Below are 13,444 nucleotides of genomic sequence, written 5' to 3'. Positions count from 1 at the left end.
TAAAATGCCAAAAAACAGTTGAAGACACAAGTAAAAACTTGTATAATTACTATAGTAAAAAGTGAAATCATATTAAAATCATATACAGGAGGAAACTATTATGAAAGAAGTGAATGACAAAAAAGAGAGCATGAAGCCTATGAGTCAGGCAGCTGTTGAGCTGGATGATGAAGCGTTGGATCAGGTCAGCGGAGGCCTGAAGAGGCTGGACAGCAGTTGGAAACCAGAAATAACAGAGGTTTGTAAGTTATGCGGCTCCACCAGAAACGTCCGTGGTGGTTTGTGCCTGGCATGCAAAAACAAATGCTAGAGCGTGTTTGAAAAATCATTCCCGCAATCTGCACGCCCCACTTTGCGGTATATTTCGCCCGAATTCAGTTGCCGTAGCCCGCTACGGCGCCCTCATCCGGGCGAAATCTCCCACAAATTGTGAAGCACATCTTGCAGAAAGCCTTTTTCAAACACGCTCTAACAGCAAAAGAAAGGATAAAATTAAAACGGTATTATGCTTTCACGAGAAAAAACAAAGACAGACGATCCGAGGCAGGAGGTAAATGATTATCCTGTGAAAGAAAAATATGTCTTAAGCAGATTATTGCCAGAGTATGTATCTTTATACCGGATAGATCTTAATTCCGGTAAATATGAGATACTGAGGCTGGATGAGAATACCAATGCCAGGAAGCTGGCGGAGACAGATCCCCATCCGGCTGAAATTTTTGATGAATATACGAGAAGATATGCAGACAATTTTATTCTAGATGAAGAGAAAGAAGAGTTTATAGACTGGCATCTCTGCGCAAATATGAAAAGAAGGCTTTTACATGAAGAGAAGCTTACTTACCATTACCACAGTGTTTCAAAGGAAGGGAAAGATAGCTATTATGAAGCCTATGTAGTGAAGGGAAAGACAGATGATGAGACCTTTGATGCTTTTCTTGGATATCGCAATATAGACAGTATCCTTTACAAAGAAAAGGAAATCCAGGAGAAACTGCAAAAAGCATTGAATGAGGCCAGATTAGGAAATGAGATCATTTCCTCCATTGCCAGAACGTACCAATATATTTCCAGAATTGATATCCAGGCGGATTATTTTGAGGAAATTTCCAACAGGGATGTGGAGCATCTGAAATATATTCATTCAGGTACTCTGTCTGAAAACAACAAAAGAGTTTGCCGTGGACTGGTGGCAGAAGAGTATCAGGATGCTTTTGAAAAATTTACAGATATCTCTACACTGCCGGAACGAATGAAAGACGAAGAATCCGTCGTTATGGAATACCGGATGAAGGATGGAAGCTGGCATAGTCTGCGCTTTATTGAGAAGAAAAGGGATGAGACTGGCCGCCTGACCCATGTTCTTTGTGCGATTCGAAGTATCAGTGATGCGAAGAGAAGGGAGCAGACTCTTATATACCAGGTTGCAGAAGCAAAGAAGGATGCGGCGGTTAAAACCAGGTTTCTGTCTAATATGAGCCATGATATCCGAACTCCTATGAATGGGATCATAGGCATGGTTGAACTGGCAAACCGTTATCCCAATGACCCTGAAATACAACAAAAATGCAGGGATAAGATTATGGATTCCTCCAGATATCTGGTTTCCCTTGTAAACGATATACTGGATATGAATAAACTGGAGTCGGGAGATATTGTTGATCAGGAGCTTACTTTTGATCTGACAGAAATCCTGAGCAGGATCAACACAGAAAAGCAGCTTCAGGCAGCTGAGAAAAATATAGAATGCATTGTGGATTGGGAAAAATCAGAGCTAAGTCATATATTATTAACCGGAAATTCTGTTTATTTGGAACGGCTTCTGAATGCGATTTCTGATAATGCGGTGAAATTTACAGAACCAGGCGGAAGAATCCATGTATGGTGTAAAGAGAAGTTTGCAGATGAAAAGCGGGTAGTGTATGAATTTGGCTGTGCAGATAATGGTCCTGGTATGAGCCAGGAGTTTGTGGCACATGCGTTTGACCTTTTTGCCCAGGAGAAGGAAACCAGCCGGTCGAAATATGAAGGCACCGGACTGGGACTTCCCATTGCAAAGAAGCTGGCAGACAGAATGGGCGGCACGATCCGGATCGAAAGTAAAGAGGGAACCGGCACAACTGTGATCATGACAATTCCGTTCAAAATCGGAGAAGCAGAAAAAGCCCGGAAACTGGAAGATTTTGTAAAGGACCAGAATACGATTTCCCTTGAAGGTCTCCGGGCATTAGTAGTTGATGATAATGAGCTGAACAGGGAAATCGCCAGCTTTATCCTGGAAGATAACGGGCTTCTTGTGGATTGCGCCAAAGACGGACTGGAGGCAATTGGGAAATTTGAAAAGTCCGAGCCAGGGTATTATGACGTGATTTTAATGGATATCATGATGCCAAACTTAAACGGCTGGGATACTGCCCGGAGAATTCGTTCCATGAAAAGATCAGATGCAGAGCGCGTACCGGTTATTGCCATGAGTGCCAATGCATTTGCAGAAGACATTATAAACAGCCGGATATCTGGCATGGATGAGCATCTTACCAAACCCCTTGAACCGGCAAGGCTTGTAAATGTACTTAAGGATTGTATCTGGAGGAGAAAACATAAGCTGTAAACAGGCTGTTGATCAGTGGAGGAAGGATGCGTGCAATGAGCAACAGCTGCATCCTTGATCGTTGCAAAATCAGAAAAGAAGCTTGATATTGACAAATATATGAGTTAAAATCAGAAGACATAATTCGTTTATATTTTATTGGTTTATGTCAAAAAATTTGTCAGGAGAAAACAGATATGAGTAGTAAATCTAATACACAGGCAATGGAAACGGAAAAAATCCCACGTCTTTTGGCGCAGCTTGCAATTCCTGCTGTTGTGGCACAGATCATTAATCTTTTGTACAACATTGTAGACCGTATTTATATTGGACACATTCCCGGTGTTGGCGCGGCAGCATTAACCGGTGTGGGGTTATTTACGCCAATTCTTATGCTGATTAATGCCTTTGCCATGCTCGCAGGTTCAGGAGGTGCTCCCAGAGCTGCAATTTCCATGGGAAAAAAGGATAATGCGACAGCGGAAAAGATTCTTGGAAACTGTTTCTCGCTTCTTATTCTTATGGCTGTGGCCCTTACGGTGATTTTTTTCGTTTTCGCTCCACAGCTTTTGACAATGTTTGGTGCCAGTGATAAGACCCTTCCTTATGGAGTGTCATACGCAAGAATTTATATACTGGGAAGTATTTTTGTCCTGATCGTAATGGGAATGAATCCCTTTATCACCACACAGGGATTTGCAAAGATCAGTATGATGACCACTGTGATCGGTGCGATGATCAACATTATTCTGGATCCTGTTTTTATTTTTGTATTTGACCTGGGCGTAAGCGGTGCTGCAATTGCTACTGTTTTGAGTCAGGCTGTTGGTGCCATCTGGATTCTTCGTTTCCTGTCAGGAAAAAAGACCATTCTCCATCTCAGGAAAGAGAATTTCAAATTACAAAAAAATATTATTTTACCATGCCTGGGGCTTGGAATATCCACTTTTGTCATGTTGTCCACAGAAAGTATTCTGTCCATCAGTTTCACCTCCAGCCTTTCAAGATATGGCGGAGATCTTGCGGTTGGAGCCATGACTATTATCACAAGTGTCAGCCAGCTTGCAACCTTACCGCTGCAGGGAATATGCCAGGGCGGACAGCCGATCATGAGTTATAATTTCGGTGCCGGCAATAAAGAGCGTGTTAAAAAAGCATTTTTTACGCAGTTTACAGTCTGCACGGTTTTTACCGGCTGCTTCTGGCTGATCATGCTTCTGTTTCCCAGGCTCTTTGCAGGTATTTTCTCTAATGATACGGATCTGATCACGTATACCGCATGGGCACTGAGAATCTATATGGCTGGTATTTTTTCACTGGGATTTCAGGTTTCCTGTCAGCAGAGCTTTATGGCACTGGGACAGGCGAAAGTCAGTCTGCTGCTTGCATGCTTAAGAAAACTGATCCTGTTGATTCCGCTGATCTTTATTCTGCCGCTTTTCATTCAGAATAAGGTATTTGCCGTTTTTCTGGCTGAACCAATCAGTGATATACTGGCAGCAATCATTACAACTTCAACTTTCTTCAGACGATTTGATAAAATATTGGATAGAAGATAAGAATAAAAGCCATTTGGTTGGATATGTTTCTGACTGAATGGCTTATTTTTTTGCTACGGCAACCGAATTCAGGCTGAATATGGCGGAAACACATCTTTATACAATCTTAATACAGAATCAGATACTCTTATACCATCTTTAAAGGCAATTATATATAATGGGTGCAACAAAAAAGTAATCATTCGTAAGGAGTTTTGATCATTTATGCCGGAAAAATCATATAAGAAAAAACATCTGACATCTTTTCAGCTAATAATTCTGGGATTTGCAGGAGTGATCCTTTTGGGAAGCATTCTTTTAATGCTTCCCTTTTCATCTGTAGATAGAATACCAACTCCATTTCATGAGGCTCTTTTTACAGCCACTTCTGCAGTATGCGTTACAGGGCTTGTGGTAAAGGATACCGGAAGCTACTGGTCTCTGGCAGGACAGACAATTATTCTTGTACTCATACAAATAGGCGGACTGGGAGTGGTAACGGTGGCTGCATCTGTTTCCCTTCTTTCCGGTAAAAAAATATCCCTTATGCAGAGAAGTACTCTGCAGGATGCGATTTCCGCGCCTAAGGTTGGCGGAATCGTCAGATTGACAAGATTTATTTTAAAGGGGACATTTTTGATTGAAGCTGCAGGGGCATTGTTACTGCTGCCGGTTTTTTTATGGGATTACAAGGGAAAGGGAATCTGGCTGTCAGTCTTTCATTCTATTTCCGCTTTTTGTAATGCAGGATTTGATATTCTGGGAACATCTGCAAATCCTTTTCCCTCTCTGACCGGGTATTCTGCAAATGTTCTTGTAAATGTAGTGATTATGCTTCTGATCATCATAGGGGGAATCGGTTTTCTCACCTGGGACGATATTTATACCAACAAAATGAAGTTTAAACGTTATCGCATGCAAAGCAAGATTATCCTTGTGACTACTGCATGCCTGATTTTAATTCCGATCATTTTTTTCTTCACCTGTGATTTGAAAAATCTATCCGCAGGGAATCGCTTATTAGCTGCGGCGTTCCAATCGGTAACTACAAGAACTGCCGGATTTAACACGATTGATATTTCAAAGATGAGTGAAGCCTCAAAAGCTGTTATGATATTGTTAATGCTGATTGGCGGTTCACCTGGTTCTACAGCTGGTGGAATGAAAACCACAACGTTTACAGTTCTTTTGTTAAATGCAATTGCCACATTCCGAAGCCAGGAAAATGCAGGGGCTTTTGGCAGGAGGCTGGAATATCATGTGATAAAAAATGCGGCGACAATAGCCATACTTTATTTTACGTTATTTTTTTGCGGCGGACTTGCAATCAGTGTATATGAAGAGCTTCCTCTTTTAGACTGCCTGTATGAAGCTGCTTCAGCTGTGGGAACAGTAGGACTCACACTGGGAATTACACCGAAGCTTCATATGTTTTCGCAAATTGTGCTGATTATACTGATGTATCTGGGGCGTGTAGGTGGTCTGACTCTGATTTATGCGGTGCTTTCAAGAAGAAACAGGGGAAATGCAAAACTGCCTCTGGAGAAAATAACAGTTGGATAAGAAGGAGAAAATATAATTATGAAAAATGTATTGCTTATTGGACTTGGAAGATTTGGAAGACATATTGCTATGCAGCTGAATCAGCTGGGACATGAAATTATGGCAGTTGACTGGAATGAGGAGAGAGTAGATAAAGCATTACCATTTGTGACCAATGCGCAGATTGGTGACAGCACCAATGCTGAATTTTTGCGTTCCCTTGGAATAGGAAATTACGATATCTGTTTTGTAACCATTGGAGGAAGCTTTCAGAATTCTCTTGAAACAACTTCTCTTCTGAAAGAACTGGGAGCGAAACTGGTGATATCCAGGGCTGAGCGTGATGTTCAGGAAAAATTCCTTTTGCGTAATGGTGCGGATAAAGTGGTTTATCCGGAAAAGCAGGTTGCAAAGTGGGCCTCGATCCGTTACACAGATGATCATATCCTCGACTATATGGAGGTGGATGCATCCCATGCGATTTTTGAAGTGGAAGTTCCAGAAGAATGGGTTGGAAAAACAGTAGGAGAACTGGATATCAGAAAACGCTACAATATTAATATTCTGGCAGTAAAAAATGAAGGAGAATTTGGTATTGCAATTTCACCGGATACGTATTTTGAAGAGAATCATAAATTACTGGTATTAGGGGAATACAGAGCCCTTCAGAAATGTTTCCGAATATAATATAGTCATTTGTTATAAAGAGGCTGCTATAGAGGTGAAGACAATGGCAGAAGGAATATTGGCTGTTACTGTATTTTGTTTGTTTGGACTTGGATTTTATATTGCAAATAAAGCAGATCAGTTTTGGGGTGAAATTCAGGAAAATACGGAAGAAAAACAGCAGTCATCGAAGATATTGTTTTTGAATACTCTTTCGGATGAAGAATTGTTAAGAGAGATTCATGAGTGTAAAATTGAATATAAGGAAGCTGAAATTATAATTCTTGATGGACAGTCCGGGTATGAAAAAAAGGATTTTGACCATAATACAGTCGCATGATATAATTGCAAAAACGGCAGAAAAGGGGACTGGCAGGATGAGTCTGGGAATTGAAGAGGATAATAAAAAAACAGACGAACCGGATATTGATATCCATATTATTCCGGATACGGTCAAAACAGAAAACTATCAGAAACGGTCATTTACATGGTATATGGAAAAACCGTCTGCAAAGGATTATTTTCTGACAGTTTTTATATTTGCAGTATGTACTTTGATTGGTCTGCTGTTTCAGAAGCTGGATTTCACAGATACAAATATTGTAACCATATACATTTTGGGAGTTTTGCTTACTTCCATTGTGACAGATGGTTATCTATGCAGTGTGGCCGGTTCTTTCTTAAGTGTCTTTTTATTTTGCTTTTTTCTGACAGAACCAAGGATGTCTTTTCAGACCTATGCGGTGGGTTATCCGGTGACCTTTTTCATAATGCTAATTTCATCCGTACTTACAGGGGCACTTGCGGCGAAGCTGAAAACACATGCAAAGCTTTCTACACAGCTTGCCTTTCGTACACAGATTCTGTTTGATACAGACCGTTTGCTGCAAAAGGCTAAAGGAGAGAGAGAAATTCTTGATGTCACCTGTACACAGCTTCTTCGTCTGCTAAACCGCAATATTACAGCATATGTAGTAGAAAACGGAGCTTTATCAGCGGGAAAGCTTTTTTCCGGTGAGGAAAGAGAGGACGCGGAAGATTTTTTAACACCTGAAGAACAGAAGATAGCCAGATGGGCCTATGAAAACAGACAGCGTGCCGGTGCATCCACACATCATTTTCCACATGCCAAATGCTTATATCTGGCAATTCGGAGCGGGAACAATGTTTACGGTGTAATAGGAATACCGCTGCAGAAAGAAACACTGGACTCTTTTGAATACAGTATCCTGCTGTCCGTGATAAATGAATGTGCACTTGCAATGGAAAATGCCCAAAATGCTATGGAAAAAGAAAAAAATGCAGTGATAGCCAAAAACGAACAGCTGCGGGCAGATCTTCTTCGGGCAATTTCCCATGATCTTCGAACTCCTCTTTGCTCCATTTCAGGTAATGCAGATATGCTTCTTAGCAACAGTGAACGGCTGGATGAAGCTACAAAGCATCAGATCTATACGGATATTTATGATGATTCTGAATGGCTGATCGGAGTTGTGGAGAATCTGCTTTCCGTTACCAGGCTAAATGATGGAAGACTGAAATTCAAATTTACAGATCAGCTGTTAGATGAGGTGATCGCAGAGGCTCTGCGGCATATCAGCCGGAAGCATGACGATTATAAAATCGTAACTGACTGTGAAGAACTTGTTCTTGCACGTATGGATGTCCGCCTTATTATACAGGTTCTGGTAAATTTAATTGACAATGCCATAAAATATACGCCGCCAGGTACTGTAATCAGAATCCGGGGAACTAAAACAGATGGAAAAGCGCAGATAAGCGTGGAGGATAATGGACCTGGGATTCCGGAAGAAATGAAGCCGCATATTTTCCAGATGTTTTATACCGGCAAAACAACAGTTGCGGATAGTCACCGAAGTCTGGGACTGGGGCTGGCGCTTTGTCACTCTATTATAGAAGCCCATGACGGAACCCTGATTCTGACGGACCATGATCCCCATGGATGTAATTTTACTTTTACTTTACCCTTAAGTGAGGTGACATTGAATGAATAAAACATTAATTCTGGTGGTTGAGGATGACAGACCTATAAGAAACCTGATTGTTACGACATTAAAGACACATGACTATAAATATCTGGCAGCAGAAAACGGCTCTTCGGCCATTTTGGAAGCATCTTCTCATCATCCGGATATTGTCCTTCTGGATCTCGGGCTTCCTGATATGGAAGGAGTAGAAGTAATAAAGAAAATCCGTACCTGGTCGAACATGCCGATTATTGTGATCAGTGCCAGAAGTGAGGATACAGATAAAATTGAAGCACTGGACGCTGGTGCAGATGATTATATTACGAAACCGTTTTCTGTAGAGGAATTGCTTGCGCGTATTCGTGTTGCGCAAAGGAGACTTGCAATAACGCAGCCAGGAGAACAGCAGGAAACATCTGTTTTTAAAAATGGTGAATTAGAGATCGATTATTCGGCTGGCTGTGCATATCTGAAGGGTGAAGAATTACATCTTACTCCTATTGAGTATAAGCTGCTTTGCCTTTTATCCCGTAATGCGGGAAAAGTATTGACACATACATTTATTACCCAGCAGATCTGGGGGCGGTGTTCTGAAAATGACGTTGCTTCCCTCCGTGTTTTTATGGCGACACTGCGAAAAAAACTGGAGCCAGAAAAAAATGGTGTGCAATACATCCAGACGCATATTGGAATTGGGTATCGTATGATCAGAATTGAAAGCAATGGTCTGGCCAGGTAATTATTCTCTTAAAAATCATTCTTGAATTATCTTCCTGTTTGTGATAAAATGCCTATTTACAAAAAAGCGGAGGTGCTATATGACATTTTATCAGGAACTTCAGTTGAATCAGGCAGGTTCAAAAGACCTGCTGAAAAAAAGTGAGACCGCAAAAGAAAAAATATATCATCTGTTTGTATATATGGCGAAGGTAGCGGTCACGATGGCATTTTGTTTTTTATTTGTTACTATTTTCAGTATTCTGCTTGGAAATGAGAACAGTATTGTAGGAGTCGTTGTCTTATTATGTCTTATGGTATTTCGAAATGCCGATCTCGGAATCCATACCGGACAGTCTACCATACTTCTGGCTTTGTTTTTCGCAGTTATGACAGTGTGTCCACATCTGGCAAATCAGCTTTCCCCGGTACTGGGAATGCTGTTAAATATTGCTGCATTGGCAGTGCTGATTCTGTTCGGCTGTCATAATCCATTTATGTTTAATCAGTCCACACTCGTTCTTGGATATCTGTTGCTATATGGATATGATGTAACAGGAAAAAGCTACGAGATGAGACTGGTGGGAATGGCAGTAGGAGCTGTACTTACCTGTCTGGTATTTTATCGAAATCACAGAAACCGGGTTTATAAAAGAAAGATACAGGATGTACTGCAGGAATTTGATCTCTCTTCTTCCAGGACAAAATGGCAGTTATGCCAGATCCTGTGTGTACCGGCTGTACTTTGTATTGCAGAGCTTTTTAAAATGCCACGTGCAATGTGGGCAGGTATTGCAGCTATGTCAGCAATCTTACCGTTTATGGAAGACATGCAGTACAGAGTGAAGAAAAGAATTGTGGGAAATATTGCAGGAGTTCTTTGTTTTACAGCATTGTATTTCCTGCTTCCGTCATCCATCTATGCATACATAGGAATCCTTGGTGGAATCGGTGTGGGATTTTCTGCAAAATATGGCTGGCAGGCTGTATTTAATACATTTGGCGCTTTGGCTATCGCTGCAGAGAGTTATGGATTAAAGGGTGCAGTCAGCCTCAGAGTGATTCAGAATATATTTGGTGTTGTTTTTGCTCTGGTATTTTGCGCTGTGTTTTATTGGGGTATGTCAAAAAAAATGGCAGGAGAAAACTGATATAAGTAGCCATTTGGTTGGATGCAATTCTGACTGAATGGCTTATTTTTATGCAATAGAAAATATAAAATTTCAAAAATATATACGCTGAAATCAGCCTATTGCAGTATACGAAATCTCAATAACGTGGTATAGTTAGCTTAAATAGGCTTTTTAGAAAACATGCCGTATTTCATATGGCTTCCTGTAGAGCATTGCATCCGCGGTACCTATGGTTGGGAAATCAGGGAGGAGATTGCAGAGCTTCTGGAATCTGGTCCCATTGATAAACCTACCTTTGGAAGCCATTTTTGCCGGAAGTGCCAATCATTGTAGATTCGCTCTGTTGCGCAGGAGTAACGCCAGAGAGTCATGAACTGGCTCTGGAAGCCATGAAAGCGTGTCAGATCAAGGTTATTTAAGCAATCATGATATCTGGGAAAGGTGATATTATGCATTATATTAGAATTACAAAAGAAAACATTGACAAGGAACATATCTGCTGTGCTATGTCAGGAAAAAACAGTATCGTAAAAAAAGAGTGGTTAAAACAGCGTTTTGAAGAAGGACTGGTTTTTTATCGGAGTGCAGAGCGCGGAAAGTGTTTTATTGAATATATTCCTGCAGAAAATGCATGGGTGCCCATTGATGCAGACGGATATATATATATTAACTGCTTATGGGTTTCCGGTTCCATGAAGGGACACGGCTATTCCAATGATTTGCTGAATGAATGCATTCGTGATGCAAAAGAACAAGGGAAAAAGGGAATCTGTATTCTGTCTTCAGAAGGGCGAAAGAAAGAATTTCTGGCAGACCCGAAGTATTTAAAATTTAAGGGATTTTCTGTTGCAGATACTTCGGACTGCGGAATCACTCTTATGTATTTACCATTTGACACAGATACTGAGCCGCCAAAATTCAAAGAATGTGCAAGACACCCGAAAGTAGAAGAGGAAGGATTTGTTCTTTACTATACAGATCAATGTCCCTTTACCTGTTACTGGGTGCCCCGTGTGGCGGAAGTGGCAAAAGAACACAATATTTCTTTCAGGGTAATTCATGTTACAAGCAGAGAAGCCGCACAGAACGTTCCTGCACCGGTGACAACGTATGCACTATTCAGAGATGGAAGATTTCTGACACAGGGAATACAGTCTGATAAAAAATTTCTGGCTCTTGCAGGCCGGGAATCTGATAGAAAATGAGTTGGCAGAGGAGAAACGAATATGGTAAAAATTATTTCAGACAGTACCTGCGACCTTTCGCAGGAATTATTGAGAAAATATGATATTGACATTCTTCCGCTTCATATTCTTCTGGGTGACAGTGAATATAAAGATGGAAAAGACATTACCCCTGATCAGATTTTCACCTGGTCTGACGCAAACAAGACAACACCAAAAACTTCAGCCCCTGCTCTGGCAGATGCCATGGAGCTTTTCCGCCCATATGCAGAGGCTGGAAGGGAAATTGTCTGCTTTTCTATTTCTGCAGGTATGTCCACCTCTGGAAATGTGATGCGCCTTGCTGCTGAAGAGCTGGGGGCTTCAGACAGGATAAAGGTAATCGATTCTGCAAACCTTTCTACAGGTATCGGTCTTCTTGTAGTAGAGGCTGCAATTATGGCAAAGAATAACCGGACAGCTTCCCAGATTGTTTCTGAGATAGAGAGGTTGAAACCAAATGTGCGAGCAAGCTTTGTGGTTGATACCCTCACCTATTTATACCGCGGTGGACGCTGCAATGCAGTAGCGGCTATGGCCGGAGGTATTTTAAAACTGCATCCCAGGATTGTAGTAGAAAATGGCGCCATGAATGCTTCTAAGAAATACCGGGGGAAAATTAATTCTGTTATCATGGACTATGTTAAAGATATGGAAAAAGATTTAAAAAATGCGAGACCAGAACGTGTATTCATAACACATTCTGGCTGTAAACAGGAAACTGTAGAGAAAGTGCGGGCTTATCTGGAAGAGCTTGGCGTTTTTGATGAGATATTGGAAACCAGGGCAGGTGGTGTTATATCAAGTCATTGTGGACCTGGCACATTAGGTGTGTTGTATATTGCAAAATCGTAAAGCATGCCCCCCTTTTTATAAAACTGCACAGTATAGTTTTTCATTTGGCTTTGTAATTGTTATTCATCCCTGACACACTTCCATAAATTGCTCAGCTCGCTTTTTTCCTGGCTTTTGATAAATTCATCAACCCCAATCATGGCAGTATCACCAAAATCATCAAAAGCGCTTGCAGGAGTCTTACAGAAAACAAATCGGATACTTGAAACATCGTAATTTGGTGATTCGTCGAAGTGCAATGCAACATCCTTTGCTCGCCGAAGGCTGTTGATTGCTTCTTCTTTTTTACACAGCGACAGCAGAACATCCGCTCGCAGTGCCCAAAGAAATGCTTCGCTTTTGTCCATATATCCCTGTTTTTCGGGATCTTTTAGCCCGGGATAAAAGGCAAGAGCCCAATCCACAAGAGCTAGAGCATTTGCATAATCTTTTGTCTTACAGAAAACATTCATATATCCCACCACAATTTCAAAGTGCGTCACAGTTAAATCTAATAATGCCCTCGATAAAAAGGGAAGTGCTCCCTCCGGATCATTGCAAGAGGATGCAAGCACCATTCCAATCGAAGAGTGGTTCAGCCGACATGGATTGTTCTCTTTCAATAATGCAATTCCTTTGTCATATTCCCCAAGCGCAAAATGGATTTCAGCCATTTCCCTGCGAACAGAAACATCACTTATCTCCGGATCTTTGTTTTGTCCGATCAGTATACATGCACGTTCACAAAGGGAAAGCGCCTTCTTTGAATAAGCAGCATTCTTTTGCGTCAGTCCTCTTAAACGGTAGATTCTGGCACTGTAATAAACAACATCAAAACAATTCGGATAACACTGTAATGCCTTTTCAACATCAGAAAAAACATCCTCAGTATCTCTGTCGTGAGAATACTGCTTCAGCCTTGTAATTACAGTTTCTCTGTTATTGTTTCTAAACTGGTATCCGATAAGCGCATCGATAGACACCTCAAACAGATCTGCCATCTCCGCAATCAGGTTTAATTCCGGCGTCGCCACACCCCGTTCCCATTTTGAGACAGATGCAAAGGTAACGCCTAAAGCTTCCGCTAACTGCTCCTGTGTCATAGCGTGTTCTTTTCGCAACTTGCTTATATTTGCAGAAAGTGATAATTTCATCTTTGGTACCTCCCTTTTTCTTTATATCTATATTTTACTGCAAATTTGCAAATAAGGAA

At 41.2% G+C, this 13,444-nt stretch carries 11 protein-coding genes and 2 pseudogenes; 11 read left to right on the top strand and 2 right to left on the bottom strand.

Annotation, left to right across the window (positions count from 1 at the left end; genetic code table 11):
- Positions 1–185 precede the first annotated feature (185 nt).
- Positions 186–440 (bottom strand): annotated as a pseudogene (locus AB5706_RS04475) (DUF6783 domain-containing protein).
- Between AB5706_RS04475 and AB5706_RS04470 the strand changes: the two are divergent.
- From AB5706_RS04470 to AB5706_RS04415, 11 genes and pseudogenes are all read left to right on the top strand, one after another.
- Positions 378–554: pseudogene (locus AB5706_RS04470) on the top strand (DUF6783 domain-containing protein); the annotation flags it as partial. The pseudogenes AB5706_RS04475 and AB5706_RS04470 overlap by 63 nt on opposite strands.
- An 11-nt stretch (positions 555–565) precedes the next feature.
- Positions 566–2,611: an ATP-binding response regulator gene (locus AB5706_RS04465; RefSeq protein ID WP_173771414.1), complete on the top strand. Its 2,046-nt coding sequence runs from the start codon at positions 566–568 to the stop codon at positions 2,609–2,611.
- Positions 2,612–2,787: 176 nt separating this feature from the next.
- Positions 2,788–4,149 (top strand): MATE family efflux transporter, encoded by a 1,362-nt coding sequence (locus AB5706_RS04460; protein ID WP_148462024.1) that lies wholly within the window; start codon positions 2,788–2,790, stop codon positions 4,147–4,149.
- A 204-nt stretch (positions 4,150–4,353) separates the two neighbouring features.
- On the top strand, positions 4,354–5,691 hold the full coding sequence (locus AB5706_RS04455) for a TrkH family potassium uptake protein (RefSeq protein ID WP_173771416.1): 1,338 nt from the start codon (positions 4,354–4,356) through the stop codon (positions 5,689–5,691).
- Positions 5,692–5,709: 18 nt separating this feature from the next.
- Positions 5,710–6,357: a potassium channel family protein gene (locus tag AB5706_RS04450; protein ID WP_148462026.1), complete on the top strand. Its 648-nt coding sequence runs from the start codon at positions 5,710–5,712 to the stop codon at positions 6,355–6,357.
- Between the two features lie 43 nt (positions 6,358–6,400).
- Positions 6,401–6,676, top strand: coding sequence for a hypothetical protein (locus AB5706_RS04445; RefSeq protein WP_148462027.1), 276 nt, complete (start codon positions 6,401–6,403; stop codon positions 6,674–6,676).
- Between the two features lie 37 nt (positions 6,677–6,713).
- Positions 6,714–8,351, top strand: coding sequence for an ATP-binding protein (locus AB5706_RS04440; RefSeq protein WP_226815022.1), 1,638 nt, complete (start codon positions 6,714–6,716; stop codon positions 8,349–8,351).
- Positions 8,344–9,063 carry a response regulator gene (locus tag AB5706_RS04435; protein WP_173771418.1) on the top strand — a complete coding sequence of 240 codons (720 nt, stop codon included), beginning with the start codon at positions 8,344–8,346 and terminating at the stop codon, positions 9,061–9,063. Before AB5706_RS04440 ends, AB5706_RS04435 begins: the two co-directional genes overlap by 8 nt.
- 79 nt (positions 9,064–9,142) lie before the next feature.
- The gene (locus AB5706_RS04430; protein ID WP_173771420.1) at positions 9,143–10,192 is read left to right on the top strand and encodes an FUSC family protein; all 1,050 of its coding nucleotides are present in this window, start codon (positions 9,143–9,145) and stop codon (positions 10,190–10,192) included.
- A gap of 431 nt (positions 10,193–10,623) precedes the next feature.
- A complete protein-coding gene (locus AB5706_RS04420; RefSeq protein WP_173771422.1) occupies positions 10,624–11,379 on the top strand; it encodes an N-acetyltransferase in 756 nt (251 codons plus the stop codon).
- Between the two features lie 21 nt (positions 11,380–11,400).
- Positions 11,401–12,252 carry a DegV family protein gene (locus AB5706_RS04415; protein WP_148462031.1) on the top strand — a complete coding sequence of 284 codons (852 nt, stop codon included), beginning with the start codon at positions 11,401–11,403 and terminating at the stop codon, positions 12,250–12,252.
- A gap of 59 nt (positions 12,253–12,311) precedes the next feature.
- On the opposite strand, the gene AB5706_RS04410 is transcribed toward AB5706_RS04415, so the two are convergent.
- Positions 12,312–13,385, bottom strand: coding sequence for a helix-turn-helix domain-containing protein (locus AB5706_RS04410; RefSeq protein ID WP_148462032.1), 1,074 nt, complete (start codon positions 13,383–13,385; stop codon positions 12,312–12,314).
- Positions 13,386–13,444: the final 59 nt, after the last annotated feature.

The organism is Ruminococcus sp. RTP21484sp1_RTP21277st1_D2_RTP21277_210401 (assembly GCF_040924225.1).
In the GTDB taxonomy this organism is placed as follows: domain Bacteria; phylum Bacillota; class Clostridia; order Lachnospirales; family Lachnospiraceae; genus Blautia_A; species Blautia_A faecis.
The sequence above is the reverse complement of the archived record's forward strand: the minus strand, read 5'-3'. Positions and strand labels throughout refer to the sequence as shown.